19 protein-coding genes and 3 tRNA genes are annotated in these 21,059 nt (G+C 57.0%); 13 read left to right on the top strand and 9 right to left on the bottom strand.

Annotated features, from left to right (window positions below):
* Window positions 1–14 precede the first annotated feature (14 nt).
* Window positions 15–1,076 (bottom strand): DNA polymerase IV, encoded by a 1,062-nt coding sequence (dinB, locus tag RGV06_RS19880; protein WP_198820893.1) that lies wholly within the window; start codon window positions 1,074–1,076, stop codon window positions 15–17.
* Between the two features lie 289 nt (window positions 1,077–1,365).
* Between dinB and RGV06_RS19875 the strand changes: the two genes are divergently transcribed.
* From RGV06_RS19875 to RGV06_RS19855, 5 genes are all read left to right on the top strand, one after another.
* Window positions 1,366–1,442 (top strand) — tRNA-Met (locus RGV06_RS19875).
* 318 nt (window positions 1,443–1,760) lie between these two features.
* A tRNA-Met gene (locus RGV06_RS19870) sits at window positions 1,761–1,837 on the top strand.
* Between the two features lie 162 nt (window positions 1,838–1,999).
* A tRNA-Met gene (locus tag RGV06_RS19865) sits at window positions 2,000–2,076 on the top strand.
* A gap of 259 nt (window positions 2,077–2,335) precedes the next feature.
* Complete coding sequence (mprF, locus tag RGV06_RS19860) at window positions 2,336–4,978, top strand: bifunctional lysylphosphatidylglycerol flippase/synthetase MprF (protein ID WP_322150999.1); 2,643 nt, start codon at window positions 2,336–2,338, stop codon at window positions 4,976–4,978.
* Complete coding sequence (locus RGV06_RS19855) at window positions 4,978–6,258, top strand: virulence factor family protein (RefSeq protein WP_322150997.1); 1,281 nt, start codon at window positions 4,978–4,980, stop codon at window positions 6,256–6,258. Before mprF ends, RGV06_RS19855 begins: the two co-directional genes overlap by 1 nt.
* 167 nt (window positions 6,259–6,425) lie before the next feature.
* Here the strand turns inward: RGV06_RS19855 and RGV06_RS19850 are convergent, their stop codons facing one another.
* On the bottom strand, window positions 6,426–8,327 hold the full coding sequence (locus tag RGV06_RS19850; protein WP_019827837.1) for a potassium transporter Kup: 1,902 nt from the start codon (window positions 8,325–8,327) through the stop codon (window positions 6,426–6,428).
* A 353-nt stretch (window positions 8,328–8,680) separates the two neighbouring features.
* Between RGV06_RS19850 and rimO the strand changes: the two genes are divergently transcribed.
* From rimO to tsaA, 5 genes are all read left to right on the top strand, one after another.
* Window positions 8,681–10,018 carry a 30S ribosomal protein S12 methylthiotransferase RimO gene (gene rimO, locus RGV06_RS19845; RefSeq protein ID WP_322150995.1) on the top strand — a complete coding sequence of 446 codons (1,338 nt, stop codon included), beginning with the start codon at window positions 8,681–8,683 and terminating at the stop codon, window positions 10,016–10,018.
* A gap of 104 nt (window positions 10,019–10,122) precedes the next feature.
* Window positions 10,123–10,587, top strand: a complete 465-nt coding sequence (locus tag RGV06_RS19840; protein ID WP_019827839.1) for a GNAT family N-acetyltransferase — start codon at window positions 10,123–10,125, stop codon at window positions 10,585–10,587.
* Window positions 10,588–10,658: 71 nt separating this feature from the next.
* A complete protein-coding gene (locus tag RGV06_RS19835) occupies window positions 10,659–11,369 on the top strand; it encodes an rRNA pseudouridine synthase (protein WP_019827841.1) in 711 nt (236 codons plus the stop codon).
* Between the two features lie 70 nt (window positions 11,370–11,439).
* Window positions 11,440–11,901 carry a DUF1456 family protein gene (locus RGV06_RS19830; RefSeq protein WP_019827842.1) on the top strand — a complete coding sequence of 154 codons (462 nt, stop codon included), beginning with the start codon at window positions 11,440–11,442 and terminating at the stop codon, window positions 11,899–11,901.
* Between the two features lie 134 nt (window positions 11,902–12,035).
* Window positions 12,036–12,731, top strand: a complete 696-nt coding sequence (tsaA, locus tag RGV06_RS19825; protein WP_046809431.1) for a tRNA (N6-threonylcarbamoyladenosine(37)-N6)-methyltransferase TrmO — start codon at window positions 12,036–12,038, stop codon at window positions 12,729–12,731.
* A 119-nt stretch (window positions 12,732–12,850) separates the two neighbouring features.
* Here the strand turns inward: tsaA and fpr are convergent, their stop codons facing one another.
* Complete coding sequence (gene fpr / locus RGV06_RS19820; RefSeq protein WP_019827846.1) at window positions 12,851–13,630, bottom strand: ferredoxin-NADP reductase; 780 nt, start codon at window positions 13,628–13,630, stop codon at window positions 12,851–12,853.
* A gap of 117 nt (window positions 13,631–13,747) precedes the next feature.
* Between fpr and RGV06_RS19815 the strand changes: the two genes are divergently transcribed.
* Window positions 13,748–14,674 (top strand): LysR family transcriptional regulator, encoded by a 927-nt coding sequence (locus RGV06_RS19815; RefSeq protein ID WP_019827847.1) that lies wholly within the window; start codon window positions 13,748–13,750, stop codon window positions 14,672–14,674.
* On the opposite strand, the gene RGV06_RS19810 is transcribed toward RGV06_RS19815, so the two are convergent.
* The 3 genes from RGV06_RS19810 to RGV06_RS19800 all read right to left on the bottom strand — a co-directional run bounded on the left by RGV06_RS19810 (window position 14,671) and on the right by RGV06_RS19800 (window position 16,818).
* Window positions 14,671–15,033 carry a diacylglycerol kinase gene (locus RGV06_RS19810; RefSeq protein WP_019827848.1) on the bottom strand — a complete coding sequence of 121 codons (363 nt, stop codon included), beginning with the start codon at window positions 15,031–15,033 and terminating at the stop codon, window positions 14,671–14,673. The two genes, RGV06_RS19815 and RGV06_RS19810, sit on opposite strands and share 4 nt — an antisense overlap.
* Before the next feature lie 75 nt (window positions 15,034–15,108).
* The gene (gene erdR, locus RGV06_RS19805; RefSeq protein ID WP_322150990.1) at window positions 15,109–15,759 is read right to left on the bottom strand and encodes a response regulator transcription factor ErdR; all 651 of its coding nucleotides are present in this window, start codon (window positions 15,757–15,759) and stop codon (window positions 15,109–15,111) included.
* 303 nt (window positions 15,760–16,062) lie between these two features.
* On the bottom strand, window positions 16,063–16,818 hold the full coding sequence (locus RGV06_RS19800) for a tRNA-uridine aminocarboxypropyltransferase (RefSeq protein WP_019827850.1): 756 nt from the start codon (window positions 16,816–16,818) through the stop codon (window positions 16,063–16,065).
* Between the two features lie 220 nt (window positions 16,819–17,038).
* Between RGV06_RS19800 and RGV06_RS19795 the strand changes: the two genes are divergently transcribed.
* Window positions 17,039–17,449 (top strand): PA3611 family quorum-sensing-regulated virulence factor, encoded by a 411-nt coding sequence (locus RGV06_RS19795; RefSeq protein ID WP_019827851.1) that lies wholly within the window; start codon window positions 17,039–17,041, stop codon window positions 17,447–17,449.
* A 230-nt stretch (window positions 17,450–17,679) separates the two neighbouring features.
* Window positions 17,680–18,795: a TIGR00730 family Rossman fold protein gene (locus RGV06_RS19790; protein WP_048351071.1), complete on the top strand. Its 1,116-nt coding sequence runs from the start codon at window positions 17,680–17,682 to the stop codon at window positions 18,793–18,795.
* A gap of 70 nt (window positions 18,796–18,865) precedes the next feature.
* Here RGV06_RS19790 and recX read toward each other — a convergent pair whose 3' ends face one another.
* The 3 genes from recX to RGV06_RS19775 form a co-directional block, all read right to left on the bottom strand.
* Window positions 18,866–19,333: a recombination regulator RecX gene (recX, locus tag RGV06_RS19785; RefSeq protein ID WP_048351072.1), complete on the bottom strand. Its 468-nt coding sequence runs from the start codon at window positions 19,331–19,333 to the stop codon at window positions 18,866–18,868.
* 8 nt (window positions 19,334–19,341) lie between these two features.
* Window positions 19,342–20,448: a recombinase RecA gene (gene recA / locus RGV06_RS19780; protein ID WP_019827855.1), complete on the bottom strand. Its 1,107-nt coding sequence runs from the start codon at window positions 20,446–20,448 to the stop codon at window positions 19,342–19,344.
* 83 nt (window positions 20,449–20,531) lie between these two features.
* Window positions 20,532–21,032, bottom strand: a complete 501-nt coding sequence (locus RGV06_RS19775; protein WP_046809433.1) for a CinA family protein — start codon at window positions 21,030–21,032, stop codon at window positions 20,532–20,534.
* Between the last annotated feature and the right edge of the window lie 27 nt (window positions 21,033–21,059).

The raw sequence follows: 21,059 nt of genomic DNA, 5'->3' as shown, positions 1-21,059 counted from the left end.
ACAAAAGGCATGCCCTACCCCTTGAACAGCTCCAGTTGCTCAAACCCGCTGTTCAAATCCTGCAAACGTACGCCAAGCCCGAGCAATCGAACGGGTTTGGCGCCGCGGGCAAACGCCTGGCTCAACAACCCCTCATAACTCTCTAGATCACGCCCGGCACCGGACTGCTCCAGCGTGGTCTGGGTAAAGTCGTGGAATTTTACTTTGACGAACGGCTTGCCTGGCCGATAACTGCTGTCTATACGCGCAATGCGGCGAGTCAGCGTCTCAAGCAATTCAGGGACTTTTTCAAGGCAACTGGCCAGATCCGGCAAGTCGGTATCGTAGGTGTTTTCCACGCTAACAGACTGACGTCGACTGTCGCTCTGCACCAAACGGTCATCAATCCCTCGAGCCAAACCCCATAAGCGCTCACCAAAACTGCCGAACTCACGCACAAGTGCCAATTTGTTCCAGTCACGCAATTGCAGGCAGGTCTCAATTCCCAATCGCCCGAGCCTGTCCGCAGTCACTTTGCCCACTCCGTGCAACTTGTTGACGGGCAACGCGGACACGAAGTCTTCGACTTGATCCGGAGTAATGACGAACAGCCCATTGGGTTTCTTCCAGTCACTGGCGATCTTGGCCAGAAACTTGTTAGGGGCCACGCCCGCCGATACGGTGATGTGCAGCTGATTGGAGACCCTGCGCCGAATCTCCTGGGCAATGCGCGTGGCACTGCCCGAAAAATGCGGGCTTTCAGATACGTCCAGATACGCCTCATCCAATGACAGCGGCTCTATCAAGTCGGTGTAATCGCGCAGGATGCCGTGGATTTCTTTCGACGCTTCTTTATAAGCGTCCATCCTGCCGTTAACGATGATCAGGTCCGGGCACAGCTTGAGCGCATGCCGGGACGCCATCGCCGAACGCACACCATAAGCCCGCGCTTCATAGTTACAGGTCGAAATCACCCCTCGCCGGTCGGCGGAGCCGCCGACCGCCATCGGCTTGTTTGCCAGGCTCGGGTCATCGCGCATCTCAATAGCGGCATAGAAACAGTCACAATCGACGTGGATGATTTTGCGCTGCGTCATGTAAGGCGACGTTCTTCAAGGGAGTAGGCAATGCGGATCGCCAGTATGTCACTGCGAACTGTATATAGCACCAGTACTCTGGTTTTTGCCCGACAGGCGTGGGCATTTTTGATGCTGAATTGTTTTTTTCAATCGAATCCAACCTACCAATAGAGCCACACCCCTTATAGAACATGGCCTGCAGCCACTTTTACAACTGCTTCTTCTATCTAAGCAGTTGAAGCAGAACGTTTTTTTCTAAATTAACGTTTGACAGCCCCGCGTATCGCTGTAGAATCCACCCCACAGACGCGGGATGGAGCAGTCTGGTAGCTCGTCGGGCTCATAACCCGAAGGTCGTCGGTTCAAATCCGGCTCCCGCAACCAAACATTAAAAGGCTACTCGAAAGAGTGGCCTTTTTTGTGCGCGCCTGTTTTGTAGCTCGCCTTACTTGTAGCCGCTGCCGAAGGAACGAGGCGGCGTTCGGCGGCGAAGCTGCCGTAAACCTGAGCACCCAACAAACCTGACACACCAAGGCGCCTGACTTGCGACGGCTTCGCCGCCGAACGCAGCCTTCGTTCATCGGCAGCTGCTACAGACCGAACTACCCCAACCCAAAAAAAGGCCTGTTTTGATCTTATTCGGGTCATTTATACATTAAAGGTTGACTCGCTCCCGCATCACTGTAGAGTGCGCTCCACAGACGCGGGATGGAGCAGTCTGGTAGCTCGTCGGGCTCATAACCCGAAGGTCGTCGGTTCAAATCCGGCTCCCGCAACCAAACATTAAAAGGCTACTCGAAAGAGTGGCCTTTTTTGTGCCTGAGTGTTTTCCCCTCCTCCTGACATTCAGGCACCAAAGGAATTAAAGCCGGTTATTTCAACCGCTTACGACATTTAAGGTTGACACCTGCGCGTTCCTCTGTAGAATGCGCCCACACAGACGCGGGATGGAGCAGTCTGGTAGCTCGTCGGGCTCATAACCCGAAGGTCGTCGGTTCAAATCCGGCTCCCGCAACCAAACATCAAAAAAGGCTACTCGAAAGAGTGGCCTTTTTTGTGCGCGCTCGAAAAGTCTGCGCCAAGCGCTTATCGACCCCGAGCGTCATATTTCCGAAAGCCCCGTCGTCTATGCTCTCTGGCAACAATTACCCTTTTTGTCAGGGCCAAACCTGAACCTCAGGCAAACGATTGCACACATTTAGAAATATTTTCACCAAAAGGATTGGTAACTTGAGCCTATGCCGCCATCCTATCGCGCACGATCCACGAGGTGATTGATGCCCGATAACTCGCCAGAACCTAAAGAAGCCGTCACAGCAGCCCACCCCATTGCCGCAACTCGATTGCGCTGGCTGGATTTGCTGAGCAAGTATCGTCAACCCATTGGCCTGGCACTTACGCTGCTGCTGTTTGCGATAGCACTGATTGCGTGTCGCCACCTACTCAGCGAACTTGACCTGTACGCCCTGCAAGACTCGATCCTGGAAGTCCCCAAGCCAGCCCTCTTCGGCGCATTGGCCGCGACTGCCGTGGGCTTTGTGATCCTGCTTGGGTATGAGTGGTCCGCCAGCCGGTATGCCGGGGTCAAGCTGCCACCCAAAACCCTGGCGCTGGGCGGCTTCACCGCCTTTGCCATCGGCAATGCTATCGGCCTGTCGCTGCTCTCCGGCGGCTCGGTGCGATATCGCCTGTATGCACGACATGGCGTAGGCGCATCAGAAGTTGCCCATATGACGTTGTTCGCCAGCCTGTCACTGGGTTGTGCACTGCCACCGCTGGCAGCGCTGGCCACGTTGAGTAATTTACCTGCCGCCTCCGCGGCCCTGCATATCCCCACCTATCTATTGGGCGCGATTGCTTTTGCGGTTCTGGCGCTGTTCGGGTTACTGGCGCTGGGCATCTATCGTCGACGCCTGCCTGAACAACCCATACCGGACAACCTGCTGGTAAAGGCCGGGCGTCGTACGTTACGCCTGCCAAGTCCGCGCCTGACCTTCCTGCAATTGGTCATTACAGCCCTGGACGTCGCGGCTGCGGCCACCGTGCTGTATTTGTTGTTGCCCGAAGCACCGCCCTTGGGCGCCTTTATGCTGGTTTATCTGTTGGCACTGGCTGCGGGCGTACTCAGCCATGTGCCCGGCGGCGTAGGGGTTTTTGAAGCCATCTTGCTGGCCGCCTTTGCCGACAAACTCGGCGCAGCCCCCTTGGCTGCTGCCCTGCTGCTGTATCGCATGATTTATGTGATTGTGCCGCTGCTGATTGCCTGCCTGATGCTGTTGATCAACGAAGCCCAGCGCCTGATTCACACGCGACAAAGCCTGCGGGTTGCCTCCGGGCTGGCCGCTCCGGTTCTGGCGATACTGGTGTTTATGTCCGGCGTGGTCCTGCTGTTTTCCGGGGCCACCCCTGAGATTGACACGCGCCTCGAGCACATTGGTTTTCTGATCCCCCATCGCCTGATTGACGCATCGCACTTTGGCGCCAGCCTGATCGGCGTGCTGTGCTTATTGCTCGCACAAGGCCTGCGCCGACGCCTGTCTGCTGCCTGGATGCTAACCACGATTCTGCTGCTGGTTGGCGCCGTGCTTTCCCTGCTTAAAGGCTTTGACTGGGAGGAAGCAACTGTCCTGGTCATGACCGCCAGCCTGCTGGGCCTGTTCCGGCGCTCGTTCTACCGCCCTAGCCGTCTGACCGAGTTGCCGTTTTCGCCGCTCTATCTGGTGGCCAGTGTCTGCGTGCTGGGCGCCTCGATCTGGTTATTGCTGTTTGCCTATCAAGACGTCCCTTACAGCCATCAACTGTGGTGGCAGTTCACCCTCGACTCGGACGCCCCACGGGGCCTGCGTTCATTGCTGGGCGCTGCCGTGCTGCTGGTGATCGTGTCGCTGACCTGGCTGCTGCGAACCGCACGTCCGGTGATCCATTTACCCGATGCCACCGAGCTGCAAAGAGCCGGGAAAATCATCCTGGCCTCCGATCAGCCCGACGGCGGCCTGGCGCTCACAGGTGACAAGGCCCTGCTGTTTCATCCGGACGAGAACGCCTTCCTGATGTACGCCCGGCGCGGGCGCAGCCTGGTGGCGCTCTACGACCCGATCGGCCCACCCCAGCAGCGGGCCGAGTTGATCTGGCAGTTTCGTGACCTGTGCGACACCGTCCACGCCCGCCCCGTGTTCTATCAGGTTCGTGCCGAGAACTTGCCGTTCTACATGGACATTGGCCTGACCGCGATCAAGCTTGGCGAAGAAGCCCGAGTGGACTTGCACCGCTTTGATCTCGAAGCCAAGGGCAAGGAGATGAAAGACCTGCGCTACACCTGGAACCGCGGCACCCGTGACGGTTTGTCACTGGAGATCCACGAACCGGGTGAAGCCCCGATGGACGAGCTAAAGGTCATTTCGGATGCCTGGCTTACCGGTAAAAACGTGCGTGAAAAAGGCTTCTCGCTGGGTCGTTTCAGCGAGGACTACATCAAACACTTCCGCGTGGCGATCATTCGCTTCGAAGGCAAACCGGTGGCCTTCGCCAACCTGCTTGAGACCCACAGCCACGAACTGTCGAGCCTCGACTTGATGCGCGCCCACCCGCAAGCGCCAAAACTGACCATGGAATTCATGATGGTGGGTTTGATTCAGCATTATAAAAAGCATGGATACGCACGTTTTAGCCTGGGAATGGTACCTCTGTCCGGCCTGCAACCCCGTCGCGGCGCACCGTTGACCCAGCGTTTAGGGTCGATGCTGTTCCAGCGCGGCGAGCACCTGTACAACTTTCAGGGTTTGCGCCGCTTTAAAGATAAATTCCAGCCCGACTGGGAACCTCGTTATATGGCCGTGCCAGCCGGACTTGATCCGCTCGTAGCCCTGGCTGATACCGCCGCCCTGATTGCAGGCGGCTTGACTGGATTGGTGAAACGTTAATGAAACATCGTTCCTGGCGGTTTTTGTTGCTTGCCTTGATAGTTTTGGTCGCACTGGCAGCAGGCGGCTATTGGTTCTGGAATCGCCCCGCGCCTGAGCCAACAATTGAACACCTGAGCCAAACTGATGGCTCGACCCTGACCAGAGTCACTCCCGGCCAAAAAGCCCAGGCCCGGGTGGTGATCGCCACCCCGGCCGAAGAAGCGCTCAACGACAAGCAGCTACTGGCCTTGAGCCGTGGCGGCAAAGCGCAGCTGGTGCAAGTGATACTGCCCAAGGAGGCTTGCACCCTGCAGCAGCAAGCCCTGCAAAGCGCTCTGCAACAACTCAAGGGTCCTGCGACGCTGGTCAGCGGCATCGGTCCGGGGGCAACCCTGGCCTGGCGCTGGCTGGCCGAGCAAACAAACGACAAGGCACAAGCCGTGTCGGTGGGCTTCAAGCTCGAAGAGCCGGGCTGTGCCCTGCCCGTTCCGAAAACCACTGCCCACGGCAACTGGCTGGTGGCCTGGAACGACAACCCTGACGACCCGAGCGCTGCGTTCGTACGTGATCAACCTAACGCCCAGACCAGCATCAGCGACTACGACATTCATTACCCCCAAGTACTGAGCAACGAACTGCGCAAAATACTGGTGGGCGATGAAAACGGCGGGTTGAGCATGCCGGTGGTCGAAGTGCCCGCAGGCCAGCAAAACAGCACCGTCACCCTGTTCCTGTCTGGTGATGGTGGCTGGCGTGACCTGGACCGCGACGTGGCCGGTGAGATGGCCAAGATCGGCTACCCGGTGGTCGGCATCGATATGCTGCGCTATTACTGGCAGCATAAAACCCCCGAACAAAGCGCCACCGACCTGACCGAACTGATGCAGCACTACCGTCAAAAGTGGGGCACCCAGCGCTTTGTGCTGGTGGGCTACTCGTTTGGTGCGGACGTATTGCCTGCCACCTACAATCGCCTGCCTGAAGCCGAACAAAAGCGCGTCGACTCAATCATGCTTCTGGCATTTGCCCGCAGCGGCAGCTTCGAGATCCATGTCGATGGCTGGCTCGGCAAAGCGGGTGCAGAAGCCGATACCGGCGAGGAGATGTCCAAACTGCCTGCCAGCAAGGTGGTGTGCATCTATGGCGCAGAAGAAGTCGATGAAAGCGGCTGTACCGCCAAGACAGCCGTGGGCGAAAGCCTGAAGCTGCCCGGCGGGCACCACTTCGATGAAAACTACCCGGCCCTGGCTCAGCGCCTGGTGGACCTGATCAAGAAGCATCAGGCTACTGCCGAGTAAGTCACCTGTGGGAGCGGGCTTGCTCGCGATGGGTGCGCTGCGGTTTATCAGGCAAACCGCTGCGCCTGTATCGCGAGCAAGCCCGCCCCCACAAAAGCGCCTCCCTCCTGCACAAAAAAGCCCCGACTCTCACGAGCCGGGGCTTTTTATTGGCGACCTGAACGCGACTACATCTCGACCTGGGTCCCCAGCTCGATCACCCGATTAAGCGGCAGCTTGAAGAAGCGCAAGTTGCTGTTGGCGTTCTTGAGCATGAACGCGAACAACCCTTCGCGCCAACGCGCCATGCCTACCAGCTTGGACGCAATCACCGTCTCCCGGCTAAGGAAGTACGTGGTACGCATGGGGCTGAAATCCAGCTCATCGAGATGGCACAGTTTCAACGCCTCAGGCACATCCGGCTCGTCCATGAAACCAAAGTGCAGGATCACCCGAAAGAAGCCATCTCCATACGAATCCACCTCGAAACGACGCGATGCAGGCACCCGGGGCGAATCTTCGTTGACCACCGTCAGCAAGACCACTTGCTCGTGCAGTACCTGGTTGTGCAGCAGGTTGTGCAACAGTGCGTGAGGCACCGCGTCCGGACGCGCCGTCAGAAACACCGCTGTACCTTGAACTCGATGCGGCGGCTGAACCCGGATGCTGCTGATAAACAGCGGCAGTGGCAGCGCACTTTCGTCAAGGCGGTCCACCAGCAGTTGCTTGCCGCGCCGCCAGGTGGTCATCAGGACAAACAGCACAATACCTGCCAATACCGGAAAGGCACCGCCCTGCACAATTTTCGGCACGTTGGCAGCAAAGAACAGACCGTCCACCAACAGAAAACCAATCAGCACAGGCACAGCCAGAATCGGCGGCCATTTCCACAGCAACAGCATCACCGCCGACACCAAAATACTGGTGATCAGCATAGTGCCGGTCACGGCCACCCCGTAGGCCGAGGCCAGTGCGCCCGAGGACTCAAAGCCCAGCACCAGCAAAATCACCCCGACCATCAGCGACCAGTTAACCGCACCGATGTATATCTGACCCTGCTCGGCACTGGAGGTGTGCTGGATGTGCATGCGCGGGATGTAACCCAGTTGAATCGCCTGATGGGTCAAGGAGAAGGCCCCGGAAATCACCGCCTGGGAGGCAATCACGGTGGCCAGCGTGGCCAGACCCACCAGAGGAATCAACGCCCAGGCCGGCGCCAGCAGATAGAACGGGTTACGAGCTGCCTCGGGGTTTTCCAGGAGCAAGGCGCCCTGCCCGAAGTAATTGAGCACCAGCGCGGGCAATACCAATATGAACCAGGCACGGGCAATCGGCTTTCGCCCAAAGTGCCCCATATCGGCATACAACGCTTCAGCCCCGGTCAGTGCCAGCACCACAGCACCCAGAATGGCCACACCCATGCCCGGGTGCGAGACGAAGAAACGCACGCCCCAGACCGGATTCAGCGCATTGAGTACTTCAGGATGCTGAACGATGCCATGGATACCCAACCCGCCCAACACGACAAACCACAGCACCATGATAGGACCGAACAGCTTGCCCAGAGTGGCTGTTCCTCGGCGCTGGATCAAAAACAGGGCCACCAGCACGATCAGGGCCAGCGGTACGACCCAGCGTTCCAGCCCGCTGAACGCCAGCTCAAGCCCTTCAACGGCGGATAACACCGAGATCGCCGGGGTGATCATGCTGTCACCGTAAAACAGCGAAGCACCGATCAACCCGAGTATCACCAAAACCGAACGCAACCTGGGATAGGGCGAAGCAGCACGTCGCGCCAGCGCGGTCAGGGCCATGATGCCGCCCTCTCCTTCGTTGTCGGCCCGTAGAATGAACAGCACGTACTTGATCGAAACCACCCAGATCAGCGACCACAGGATCAGCGCCAAAATACCGAAGACGCCATCATGGTTGACTTGCACGCCATACCCGCCCGAAAACACCTCTTTAAGGGTGTACAGGGGGCTGGTACCAATATCGCCATAGACCACACCCACCGCTGCAACCAGCATCCCGATGGGCTTGGCCTTTGAATGACCGTCTTCTGCCGCCTGACTACTTGCCTGCCCCATCAACCACCCCTACGACCATGGACCGCGTTTCTTAATGGTTTGCGCTACATTTGATCAGCAGCATGCGCTGATTTCCTGACTGTTATCTACGGCTCCTGCCTACAAAATCACGCGAGTTAAAAACCCTGCTTTCGCAACGGCGCGCAGCATAGCGCAGCACTCGTCGCAAATCCCCGCATAACGCTGGTCAAGTGCGTTGACCATAGCTAAAATTGCGCACTTTTTTTGATCAGAGGCGCACAAGGGTCTGCTGCACTCCATTGAGAACCTCAATGGAGGCAAGCCGATCCAAAGCGCCCGTTCGTCGTGCAGCCTTTACGGGCATGTAACGTCACTACATACCGAGGTTCGCCATGTCCACCGTTACCAAGCCTGCCAACCCGAAGGTTGGCTTTGTCTCCCTGGGTTGCCCGAAAGCACTGGTCGACTCCGAGCGCATCCTTACGCAGCTGCGTATGGAAGGCTACGATGTCGTCTCCACCTACCAGGACGCTGACGTCGTGGTGGTCAACACCTGTGGCTTCATCGACAGCGCAAAAGCTGAATCCCTGGAAGTGATTGGTGAAGCCATCAAGGAAAACGGCAAAGTCATCGTGACCGGCTGCATGGGTGTCGAAGAAGGCGCTATCCGCAACGTACACCCAAGCGTGCTCGCCGTTACCGGCCCGCAGCAGTACGAGCAAGTGGTCAACGCCGTGCACCAGGTAGTGCCGCCGCGCCAGGATCACAACCCGCTGATCGACCTGGTGCCGCCTCAAGGCATCAAGCTGACTCCGCGTCATTACGCCTACCTTAAGATTTCCGAAGGCTGCAACCACAGCTGCAGCTTCTGCATCATCCCGTCGATGCGCGGCAAACTGGTCAGCCGCCCGGTCGGTGAAGTCCTCGACGAAGCCCAACGTCTGGTCAAGGCTGGCGTAAAAGAGCTGCTGGTGATTTCTCAGGACACCAGTGCCTACGGTGTTGACGTTAAGTACCGTACCGGCTTCTGGAACGGTGCGCCGGTCAAGACCCGCATGACCGAACTCTGTGAAGCGCTCAGCTCGCTGGGCGTCTGGGTACGCCTGCACTACGTTTACCCGTACCCGCACGTTGACGAACTGATCCCGCTGATGGCCGCCGGCAAGATCCTGCCGTACCTGGACATCCCGTTCCAGCACGCAAGCCCCAAAGTGCTCAAGGCCATGAAACGCCCGGCATTTGAAGACAAGACCCTGGCCCGCATCAAAAACTGGCGCGTGATCTGCCCGGACCTGATCATCCGTTCAACCTTCATCGTCGGCTTCCCGGGCGAAACCGAAGAAGACTTCCAGTACCTGCTCGACTGGCTGACCGAAGCGCAACTGGATCGCGTGGGTTGCTTCCAGTATTCGCCGGTAGAAGGTGCACCCGCCAACCTGCTGGACGCGGCCATCGTCCCGGATGACGTCAAGCAGGATCGCTGGGACCGCTTCATGGCCCATCAACAGGCCATCAGCGCCGCACGCCTGCAGATGAAAATCGGCAAGGACATCGAAGTCCTGATCGACGAAGTTGATGAGCAAGGCGCTGTAGGCCGCTGCTTCTTCGACGCTCCGGAAATCGACGGCAACGTGTTTATCGCCACCGACAAAGACATCAAGCCGGGCGACAAGATCATGTGCCGCGTCACCGACGCCGATGAGTATGACTTGTGGGCTGAAGTGATCTAAATCGCGACTGCCTCTCAAAAAGCCCTGCCGCTCTCGCGACAGGGCTTTTTTTACGTCTATTGTTGAGCCATTGCTTTCCATATCTGTGTCAGGAGACATGCTTGATGCAACAAAAATGGGTCATCCATACGCCACGCCTTACTGACTTCAAAGAACTGACCGACGTGTGGGAAGCATCGGTACGGGCCACACATGACTTTTTGCCTGACAGCTATATCCAACTGTTACGAGGCCTGGTCAATGATCAATACCTGGATGCGGTGATGCTGATCTGCTGCAAGGATCCCGTCAGCAAGCGCATTACCGGCTTTGCCGGCGTGGCGACGGGTAAGGTGGAAATGCTATTTATCCATCCTGACCATCGGGGGCAAGGCATAGGCAAGTGCCTGTTGATGTTCGCCATCAACGAACTGAATGCCGAACGACTCGACGTCAATGAGCAAAACCCGCAAGCCATCGGGTTCTACCTCAAACAAGGGTTTGAGGTCATCGGACGCTGCGAAAATGATGGCCTTGGCCAGCCTTATCCATTGCTGCACCTGCGGTATAAACGCCCAGCACGCTCATAAGGCAAATGTTGCCGGGCTTAACCGGCGCCAGGCGGGTACAATAGCCGCCCAATTCCTATACGGCCCCTGTCATGTCTGAACCGATACGTCTCTCCAAACGCCTCATCGAACTCGTCGGCTGCTCCCGCCGTGAGGCCGAACTGTTCATTGAAGGTGGCTGGGTCACGGTAGATGGCGAAGTCATCGACGAGCCGCAATTCAAAGTCGACAACCAAAAAGTCGAGCTGGACCCAGAGGCCAAGGCTACTGCACCAGAGCCTGTGACCATCTTGCTGAACGCCCCGGCGGGCCTGGACACCGATAGCGCCATGGCGTTGATCGGCCCGGAAACGCTGAGCGAAGAGCACCGCTTCGGCAAGCGCCCGCTAAAAGGCCATTTCCTGCGCCTGAGCGTTGGCAACGAGCTGCAAGCCAACGCCAGCGGCCTGCTGGTGTTTACCCAAGACTGGAAGATCGTGCGCAAGCTGACGGCCGATGCTAACAAGATCGAGCAGGAGTACGTGGTTGAAGTCTCTGGCGAGATGGCTCCCCACGGTTTGAACCGCCTCAATCACGGCATGACCTACAAAGGTCGCGAGCTGCCTGCGGTCAAGGCCAGCTGGCAGAGTGAAAACCGCCTGCGCTTTGCGATGAAAAATCCGCAGCCAGGTGTCATTGCACTGTTCTGCCAGGCCGTCGGCCTGACGGTCATCTCGATCCGCCGGATTCGTATTGGCGGCGTGTCGATGGGCAAATTGCCTGTCGGCCAATGGCGCTACATGAGCGCCAAAGAAAAGTTCTAACCCTACACAGAACATTTCGACACCGCAGCAATGCCTGCGGTGCTCACTGCTGAATATCAGGATTACCCACATGATTCATAACGACGTACTGCGTAGCGTGCGCTACATGCTCGACATCAGCGACAACAAGGTTGTCGAAATCATCAAGCTTGGCGGCCTGGACGTGACCAAGGAAGACGTACTGACCTACCTGAAGAAAGACGAAGAAGAAGGTTTTGTTCGTTGCCCTGACGACGTGATGGCGCACTTTCTTGATGGCCTGGTGATCTTCAAGCGTGGCAAGGACGAAAGCCGTGCGCCGATGCCTGTCGAACTGCCAGTGACCAACAACATCATCCTTAAAAAGCTGCGCGTGGCCTTCGAACTCAAGGAAGACGACATGCACGCCATCCTCAAGGCGGCCGGTTTTCCGGTGTCCAAGCCTGAGCTGAGCGCCCTGTTCCGCAAGTTCGGTCACACCAACTACCGCACGTGTGGCGACCAGTTACTGCGCAACTTCCTGAAAGGCCTGACCCTGCGCGTTCGCGACTGAAAACACACCTCTTGTGGGAGCGGGCTTGCTCGCGATTCAGACGCCTCGGTCCATCTGAACCACTGGGGCGTTGCTATCGCGAGCAAGCCCGCTTCCACAAGAACCTGACCTGACCCACCAGCCCGACATCCTCCATGACCTATACCGTCTCCCCCATCGGATTTGTGCGCTCCTGCTTCAAGGAGAAGTTCGCGATCCCCCGTCAGCCGCAACTGGCCCCGGCCGCCCGTGGCGTACTGGAGCTGGTCGCGCCGTTCGATCAGGGCGATGCGGTGCAAGGGCTGGAGCAGGTCAGCCATGTCTGGTTGCTGTTCGTTTTCCATCAGGCGCTCGAAGACAAACCCCGCCTCAAGGTGCGTCCGCCACGCCTTGGCGGCAACAAGTCGATGGGAGTGTTTGCAACCCGTGCAACCCATCGCCCGAATGGCATCGGCCAGTCCGTGGTCAAACTGGACAAGGTTGAAGCCAATCGCCTGTGGATTTCCGGAATCGACCTGCTCGACGGCACGCCAATTCTCGATATCAAACCCTACGTGCCTTACGCAGACATCATCACCGATGCCAGCAATGGCATGGCCAGCGCGGCACCGGCGTTGATTCCCGTGGTGTGGGCCGATACGGCCCTGCAACAGGCCCATGCGCAGGCTCTGCGCCTTCAGGAGCCACTGGTGGCGCTGATCGAGCAATGCCTGGCGCAAGACCCCCGCCCGGCCTACCAGACGCCAGCACCCGAACGAGAGTACGGCGCGCAGTTTTGGGATCTGGACGTACGCTGGCATTACCCCGAGCCCGGCCTGATCTGTGTGCTTGAAGTCATTCCCAAGCAGTGACCTGAAACGCAATGTGGGAGCGAGCCTGCTCGCGATTGTGAAGTGCCACTCACCGAATGGGTGACTGACAGGTCGTAATCGCGAGCAGGCTCGCTCCCACATTTTTAGATCTGCGTTTGTTACTTCTCTACGAAGGCGCGCTCGATCAAGTAGTCACCCGGCTCACGCATACGCGGCGAGACTTTCAGACCGAAGCTGTTCAGCACTTCGCTGGTTTCGTCGAGCATGCTCGGGCTGCCGCACAACATGGCGCGGTCGTCCTGAGGGTTGATCGGTGGCAGACCGATATCGCTGAACAACTTGCCGCTGCGCATCAGATCGGTCAGGCGACCTTCGTTCTCGAAAGGCTCACGGGTCACGGTTGGGTAGTAGATCAGCTTTTCACGCAGCGCTTCGCCGAAGAACTCGTTCTGTGGCAGGTGCTCGGTGATGAACTCGCGGTAGGCGACTTCATTGACGTAACGCACGCCGTGGCACAGGATCACTTTTTCGAAACGCTCGTAAGTTTCCGGGTCCTGGATGACGCTCATAAATGGCGCCAAGCCAGTGCCGGTGCTGAGCAGATACAGATGTTTACCCGGCTTCAAGTCGTCCAGCACCAGCGTACCCGTAGGTTTTTTGCTGATGATGATCTCGTCGCCTTCCTTCAAGTGCTGCAACTGGGAGGTCAGCGGGCCATCCGGCACCTTGATGCTGAAGAACTCCAGATGCTCTTCCCAGTTCGGGCTGGCGATCGAGTAGGCACGCATAAGCGGACGGCCGTTGGGTTGTTGCAGGCCGATCATCACGAACTGACCGTTCTCGAAGCGCAGACCCGGGTCGCGGGTGCACTTGAAGCTGAACAGGGTGTCATTCCAGTGATGAACACTGAGGACACGTTCGTGGTTCATGTTGCTCATGTACGGGGCTCCTAATTTCGCCTGCGCTGACTATGGGCGCGATTGCACAGCATTCTAATGGCGGCGACAATATCTGTTAACTGAATTATTAAGATAAGGGTTATCGGTTATATCGATATGCGATTTACTCTCAGACAACTCCAGGTGTTCGTTACCGTCGCCCAACAAGAGAGCGTGTCTCGCGCTGCTGGTTTGTTGGCCCTTTCACAATCGGCTGCCAGTACCTCGATTACAGAACTCGAGCGCCAAACCAGTTGCCAACTGTTCGATCGTGCGGGCAAGCGCTTAAGCCTTAACGCCCTTGGTCGCCAACTGTTGCCACAGGCAGTCGCTCTCCTGGATCAAGCCAAGGAAATCGAAGATCTGCTCAACGGCAAATCCGGCTTTGGCTCATTGACCGTGGGCGCAACATTGACCATCGGCAATTACCTGGCGACCCTGCTGATAGGCAGCTTCATGCAGGCGCACCCTGAAAGTCAGGTCAAGCTGGTGGTGCAAAACACAGCTCATATCGTGCAACAAGTTGCCCATTACGAAATTGACCTGGGTCTGATCGAAGGCGATTGCGCTCATCCGGACATCGAAGTGCAGAGCTGGGTAGAAGATGAGCTCGTAGTTTTCTGCGCCCCGCAGCATCCGCTGGCGGTGCGTGGTCACGCCACACTGGAAGAGTTGACCCGCGAGGCGTGGATCTTGCGCGAGCAAGGCTCTGGCACCCGCCTGACGTTCGATCAGGCCATGCGCCATCACCAAACTGCACTCAATATTCGCCTGGAGCTGGAGCACACTGAAGCAATCAAACGGGCCGTGGAGTCGGGGCTGGGCATTGGATGCATCTCTCGCCTGGCATTGCGCGACGCCTTTCGACGCGGCAGCTTGGTCGCCGTGGAAACACCCGACCTGGATCTGGCCCGGCAGTTTTTCTTTATCTGGCACAAAAAGAAGTATCAGACGTCTGCCATGCGCGAGTTTCTGGAACTGTGCCGCGCCTTCACCGCAGGGGTTCAGCGCAGCGACGAGATCGTTTTGCCGACGATCGCTTAAAGCAGAATGACTGCCCACACCACGGCAATCATGGTCAGCACCACAAACTGGGCGGCGCTACCCATGTCTTTGGCGTTTTTCGACAATGGGTGCAAGTCGAGGGAGATGCGGTCAACCACCGCCTCGATTGCCGAGTTCAACAATTCGACAATCAAGGCCAACAGGCATACCGCGATCAGCAAGGCCCGCTCTACCCGGCTCACATTCAGCATGAAGCTCAGCGGGATCAATATCACGTTCAGCAGTACTAACTGGCGAAAAGCCGCCTCGCCAGTAAAGGCTGCGCGCATACCGTCCAGCGAGTAACCGCTGGCATTCAAAATCCGTTTAAATCCGGTTTTACCCTTGAAAGGCGACATAGGTAGGTAACTGCGCAAAAAATGAGAAAGGGACGCTAATTCACGCTTCGTCAAAAAAGCGTGAACACAGGCTACTTAATGACTCGAAATTGATTCAAGTTGCTGCAAGAGTAGCGCGGCCTGGGTGCGAGTGCGAACCCCCAGCTTGCGGAAAATTGCGGTGACGTGGGCCTTGATGGTTGCTTCGGAAACGCTAAGTTCATAGGCGATCTGTTTGTTCAACAGACCTTCGCAGACCATGGTCAACACTCGGAACTGCTGGGGAGTCAGGCTGGCCAGGCCTTCGCTGGCAGCCTTGGCCTCAGCCGAAACCTGAACTTCTTCAAACGCCTGTGGCGGCCAGCTCACATCACCATCGAGTACTGCGCGTACAGCCTTTTGAATCTCATCCAGCGAGCTGGACTTTGGAATGAAGCCACTGGCGCCAAACTCGCGCGACCGCACCATGATTGACGCTTCTTCCTGGGCTGACACCATCACTACCGGAATCTGCGGGTACTGACCACGCAACAACACAAGCCCGGAGAAACCGTAAGCACCCGGCATGTTCAAGTCGAGCAGTACCAGATCCCAATCTGCCTTTATCGCCAGCTGTGTTTCAAGCTCAGCAATACTGGCAACCTCAACCAAGCGAACATCAGCGCCCAGTCCAATGCTTACAGCCTGGTGCAAGGCACTGCGAAACAGCGGATGGTCGTCGGCAATCAGGATTTCGTATGTGGCCATTTTTTAAATGATCCTGTTTTTCAGGCGAGCCCTGATGAATTCCAGCACTCGCTAAGGCAACTCGAGCAATAGCTCAAAGACTTTGGGTCAAACGGCGCGATTTACGCTAAACGTCGGCAAATATAAGTGTTTTAGCAGCTACTGAAGCCGAATCGGCGCCAAGCATGCCCAGCGAAGCGGGGGTGGTCAAGTTGAAAACCTGACGCTTGGGTCCACGCGGAAGCTATCACAGCGCCATCATTTAAATACGAACAATAGCGCTCGCTTACATCTGTTCGAAAATTGTAGCGCTACTTCTTTAGTCTATTGAGCCCGATTCTGGGGAAGGTCTTTTACAAAAACGCCCAGTTCCTGGTGCGCGACGCTGGATTCATTCATCGGCAGCTGGTTTTTTGCATCCAGGTAATGCTGGCTGAACACATCAAAATAGGCGTCCAGCGCATTTGAGGCCTCGGTATCGCCCGCCAGCTCAAGGCATAAACTGGCGACTTCTGCGGTGCACAGGTGCTCGCTGCGTGTGGAGCGGCGCAGCCGGTAGCGCGAAAGCCTTTCGGGCAGCAGGCTCAAAATCGGCAAGGCATCGAAATACGGGCTTTTGCGAAAAATCTTGCGCGCCTCGGTCCAGGTGGCGTCTAGCAAGATAAACAGCGGCCGCTTGCTGCTGTCGATGTCCACGGTGTGCGTAACCCGCTCAGGTGCGACATATTCCCCGGGAAATACCAGATACGGCTGCCACTGCGGGTCAGACAGCAGCGCCAGCAGCGCTTCGTCGGTTTCGGTTCGTGACCAGATAAAGGCAAAGTTATCGCTTACTACGTCGGCAATCAGCCAACCTGTATTGCTGGGTTTGAACACTTCTTTTTTAGTCATGACCAAACACACACCCGAGCGCGTGCTGACCTTTGGCCGCCAACTGCACAGGCAGTGGCTTTCAATCACGCGACAAGTATGGCAACGCGGGGCACGTGAGCCACGCGCCAGGTAAGGCTTGGTGCTCTCCTCTTCACGCTCGTCTCGTAAACGGGCGACAGAATTCGGGGGAAAGGTCGTCAGGGTCATGGTTTTTTACTTAAAGGCGCCAACCATCCATTTGCCAGAATTGGCACACGAACGGATTCACAAGAGAAAGGCGGCAAGTTTAACAGAGGCGCAGTAAGAGGGCGCGAATCCATGACCTTTGGCATTTCCTGCCAACTCATGCTGACCTATACTCCCGCGCCACTGAACGCACAGATATGTGGCCGGTCTAACCCTGGGTCACTGAAATCAGGAGAGTTTCATGCTGCGCCATATCATTCCGACCGTCGCTCTTATGCTTGCACTGCCTCTGGCTGCACAAGCGGCTTCTCTCAAGGATTTTGAGTTGAACAAAACCCTGCTCAAGGTTGCCGCGAAAAGCAATGAAGGCAAACCACGGGCTATCAATGCGGACCTGTTGGACAAAGGCTTTACGGTAGACGGTACTGTTTTGATCAACAATCTGGAGGCCAGTCCTACATTGTCCGCCCAGATGCGCTCCAATCCTGAAGAAACAGTCCCGCAACTGGGTCGCAGTGTTTGCAGCAACGCAGGTTTCCGCACCCTGATGGCTCAAGGTGCGACGCTGCGCTACAGCTTCAAGGAATACAAAACCAATAGTCCGGTCCTGATCCAGGATTTCCGGGCTGAAAACTGCCAGCGCAAAAAGTAACCTCGCTGACACGCCGTACCTCCCGGTACGGCGCATGAGCCTGCCACAGGCCTCGACACTACGTTCCCCCGCATGACCTCCTCGCACCAAACTCCATGTAGGTCAGGCAATTAGCTGTTGCCAGCCAAGACATCCCGGGACCATCATCGAACCATCATGGTTGACACTCTGTGTCTCTGCGGCTGCCCACCTGCGGCGCCTTCAAGGATGTTGTGTAGAAGGAGAAATACATGCCTGATCAATCCAATGACACCCTGACGCTTCACTTCCAGGAACAGGGGCTGGATCTTGCTCATGAAGTCGATGAACAGCTGCAGCGCGTTGCGCCTAATAGTCCGAACCGGGCGTTGTATCGCGAGATGTTGCTGACCGTGTTGCGCATGGCCCACGACGACTTTGATCGCTGGAACACCAAAATCACCCTGCAAGCCATCCGCGAACTCGAAAAAACCTTTAGAACACTGGAACAGTTCAAGGGACGACGCAAAGTCACGGTCTTTGGCTCGGCAAGAACTCCAATCGAACACCCGCTCTATGCGCTGGCCCGGGAAATGGGCAGTGTGCTGGCCAAGTCCGACATCATGGTCATTACTGGCGGCGGCGCTGGCATTATGGCTGCTGCCCATGAAGGTGCAGGCCTGAGCCATAGCCTGGGCTTCAACATCACTTTGCCGTTTGAACAACGAGCCAACCCCACCATCAACGGCACCGAGAATGTGCTGGCCTTCCACTTTTTCTTTACCCGCAAACTGTTCTTCACCAAAGAGGCAGATGCCCTGGTGATGTGCCCGGGAGGCTTTGGCACACTGGATGAGGTGTTGGAAGTACTGACACTGATGCAGACAGGCAAGACCCCGTTGGTACCGGTGGTTTTACTGGATGTGCCAGGCGGGAAGTTTTGGCAAGGAGCCCTGGACTTCATTCATGACCAGCTGGAAGCCAACCAATACATTCTTCCCAACGACTTGAAGTTGATGCGCCTGGTTCATAGCGCCGAAGAAGCCCTGGATGAAATCAACCAGTTCTACAGCAACTTCCACTCCAGTCGCTGGTTGAATAAAACTTTTGTGATCCGCATGAAGCGGCCTGTCAGTGTCTTGGCCTTAAAGGAGATCCAGCATCAATTTGCTGATATCTGCCTTAGCAGTGGTTTCCAGCAACAGGGGTACTGCGGTTTTGAGCACGACGACCCCAAACTCAACCACCTGACCTGCTTGAGCTTTGCATTCAGTGGCCGTAATCAGGGGCGGTTACGCGAGCTGGTCAACTTTATTAACCAACCGCAAAACTGGGAGACAGTTGACAGTTCGACTACGTCCTCACAGCACGCATCCGTAGCGGACTGAAAATACACCCTGTGGGAGCGAGCCTGCCCGCGAACGAACTTCGCGAGCAGGCTCGTTCCCACAGCGGCTGTCAGTCTTCAAACTCTCGGCCGCTCAACAAGCGGCCGATCATTTCAAGTGGATACCCTCGATAGCTCAAGAAGCGCCCTTGGCGGGCACGTTCTTTTGCATCTGCAGGCAACTGACCGGAAAACTTGCGGCGCCAGGTATCTTCCAGCTGCTCTTGCCAGTTGAAACCACACTCTCGCAGCGCCTCCTCGATATCCCCACGCACCAGGCCACGCTGGCTAAGCTCTTCGCGAATTCGCAAAGGGCCATAACCTGAACCGGCACGGTAGTTGATATAGCTCTCGAGATAACGAGATTCGGACAACAGCCCCTCTTCCGTCAGACGGTCAAGGGCGGCGTCAATCATGTCGGGGCAAGCCCCGCGCTGACGCAATTTGCGCGTCAGCTCGACTCGACCGTGCTCGCGTCGCGCGAGCAGGTCCATTGCAGTCCGTCGCACTGCGACGGGGGTATCCAGAACGGCGATCATGATGTCTATCAGTTATCGCTGTCGGTAGCGTTTTCCATCTCTTCGGCTTCAGCCAGTGCCGCAGCTTCTTTGGCAGCCTTGCTCAGTTTCGGCATGACTTTGATTTCCGCCAGTTCAGCGTCGGTCTTTGGACCCAGCAACTTCTCACGCAGTTGCTTCTCCAGCGCATCCTTGACATCAGGATTGTCGTCCAGGAACTTGGCGGAGTTGGCCTTGCCCTGACCGATCTTGCTGCCGTTGTAGCTGTACCAGGCGCCGGCTTTTTCAACGAAACCATGCAACACGCCCAGGTCAATCATCTCACCGTTAAGGTAGATGCCCTTGCCGTACAAGATCTGGAACTCGGCCTGACGGAACGGGGGTGCCACCTTATTCTTGACCACTTTGACGCGGGTTTCGCTGCCCACCACCACGTCGCCTTCTTTCACGGCGCCGGTGCGGCGGATATCCAGACGTACCGAAGCGTAGAACTTCAGCGCGTTACCACCGGTAGTGGTTTCCGGGCTGCCGAACATCACGCCGATTTTCATGCGGATCTGGTTGATGAAGATAACCAGGCAGTTGGCGTTCTTGATGTTACCGGTGATTTTACGCAGCGCCTGAGACATCAGACGTGCTTGCAGGCCAACGTGGGTATCGCCCATGTCGCCTTCGATTTCAGCTTTTGGCGTAAGTGCAGCAACGGAGTCGATGATGATCACGTCAACCGCATTGGAACGCACCAGCATGTCGGTGATTTCCAGTGCCTGCTCGCCGGTATCAGGCTGGGAAACCAGCAGGTCATCAACGTTCACGCCCAGCTTGGCCGCGTACTCAGGATCAAGGGCGTGTTCGGCATCGACGAACGCGCAGGTTGCACCGGCCTTTTGCGCCTGTGCAATCACAGACAGGGTAAGCGTGGTTTTACCCGAAGATTCTGGACCGTAGATTTCAACAATACGGCCTTTTGGCAGGCCGCCAATGCCCAGCGCGATGTCCAGACCCAGGGAGCCCGTGGAGATCGCCGGAACTGCCTGACGCTCCTGGTCGCCCATCAGCATCACGGCACCCTTGCCGAATTGACGTTCGATCTGACCCAAGGCCGCAGCCAAGGCTTTCTTCTTGTTGTCGTCCATTAAAGTCCTCTCGTAATCAATAAGGCCCGACGGCCGATAACTGTATAAGTAGCCAGTATTATTCCACAGGGTTAAACGATCGCCTACCCCTCATTTTTTATTTCTCGTACCGTTCGGCGTATTAAGCCTTCCAGGGCGGCAATCACCGTTTGCTGGCGTACCTCATCGCGGTTACCCGGGAAGTGTCTGCGCTCGGTCGTCACATGATCGCCATCGCCCCACGCCAGCCAGACGGTGCCGACCGGCTTCTCGGGGGACCCCCCGCCAGGGCCGGCCACACCACTCACCGCGACAGCAAATCGAGCCCCGCTTTGCGCTTGCGCACCACGCACCATCGCCTCAACCACCTCGCGACTGACCGCGCCTACTTGAACGAACAAGGGCTCGGGAACATTCAGTTGCCTGGTTTTTTGCTGGTTGGAGTAGGTCACGAATCCCGCCTCAAACCAGGCGGAGCTGCCGGCAATGCGGGTAATGGCCTCAGCGATACCGCCGCCAGTGCAGGATTCGGCGGTCGTCACCTGGGCATTAAGAGCCTGTAACAGCAGCCCAAGTTCAGTCGCTAATTGAGATATTTGGTCCACGATCCTCTCCTGATGGGCGCGTCAGCG

The organism is Pseudomonas sp. CCI3.1, assembly GCF_034313985.1.
GTDB classification, from domain to species: domain Bacteria; phylum Pseudomonadota; class Gammaproteobacteria; order Pseudomonadales; family Pseudomonadaceae; genus Aquipseudomonas; species Aquipseudomonas psychrophila.
Note: the sequence above shows the minus strand (reverse complement) of the source record. Positions and strands in the feature narration are given on the sequence as shown.

Bases quoted from the DNA above. Each gene is read 5' to 3' on its own strand.
- dinB (WP_198820893.1), bottom strand. From the start codon at position 1,076: ATGACGCAGCGCAAAATCATCCACGTCGATTGTGACTGTTTCTATGCC.
- mprF (WP_322150999.1), top strand. From the start codon at position 2,336: ATGCCCGATAACTCGCCAGAACCTAAAGAAGCCGTCACAGCAGCCCAC.
- RGV06_RS19855 (WP_322150997.1), top strand. From the start codon at position 4,978: ATGAAACATCGTTCCTGGCGGTTTTTGTTGCTTGCCTTGATAGTTTTG.
- RGV06_RS19850 (WP_019827837.1), bottom strand. From the start codon at position 8,327: ATGGGGCAGGCAAGTAGTCAGGCGGCAGAAGACGGTCATTCAAAGGCC.
- rimO (WP_322150995.1), top strand. From the start codon at position 8,681: ATGTCCACCGTTACCAAGCCTGCCAACCCGAAGGTTGGCTTTGTCTCC.
- RGV06_RS19840 (WP_019827839.1), top strand. From the start codon at position 10,123: ATGCAACAAAAATGGGTCATCCATACGCCACGCCTTACTGACTTCAAA.
- RGV06_RS19835 (WP_019827841.1), top strand. From the start codon at position 10,659: ATGTCTGAACCGATACGTCTCTCCAAACGCCTCATCGAACTCGTCGGC.
- RGV06_RS19830 (WP_019827842.1), top strand. From the start codon at position 11,440: ATGATTCATAACGACGTACTGCGTAGCGTGCGCTACATGCTCGACATC.
- tsaA (WP_046809431.1), top strand. From the start codon at position 12,036: ATGACCTATACCGTCTCCCCCATCGGATTTGTGCGCTCCTGCTTCAAG.
- fpr (WP_019827846.1), bottom strand. From the start codon at position 13,630: ATGAGCAACATGAACCACGAACGTGTCCTCAGTGTTCATCACTGGAAT.
- RGV06_RS19815 (WP_019827847.1), top strand. From the start codon at position 13,748: ATGCGATTTACTCTCAGACAACTCCAGGTGTTCGTTACCGTCGCCCAA.
- RGV06_RS19810 (WP_019827848.1), bottom strand. From the start codon at position 15,033: ATGTCGCCTTTCAAGGGTAAAACCGGATTTAAACGGATTTTGAATGCC.
- erdR (WP_322150990.1), bottom strand. From the start codon at position 15,759: ATGGCCACATACGAAATCCTGATTGCCGACGACCATCCGCTGTTTCGC.
- RGV06_RS19800 (WP_019827850.1), bottom strand. From the start codon at position 16,818: ATGACCCTGACGACCTTTCCCCCGAATTCTGTCGCCCGTTTACGAGAC.
- RGV06_RS19795 (WP_019827851.1), top strand. From the start codon at position 17,039: ATGCTGCGCCATATCATTCCGACCGTCGCTCTTATGCTTGCACTGCCT.
- RGV06_RS19790 (WP_048351071.1), top strand. From the start codon at position 17,680: ATGCCTGATCAATCCAATGACACCCTGACGCTTCACTTCCAGGAACAG.
- recX (WP_048351072.1), bottom strand. From the start codon at position 19,333: ATGATCGCCGTTCTGGATACCCCCGTCGCAGTGCGACGGACTGCAATG.
- recA (WP_019827855.1), bottom strand. From the start codon at position 20,448: ATGGACGACAACAAGAAGAAAGCCTTGGCTGCGGCCTTGGGTCAGATC.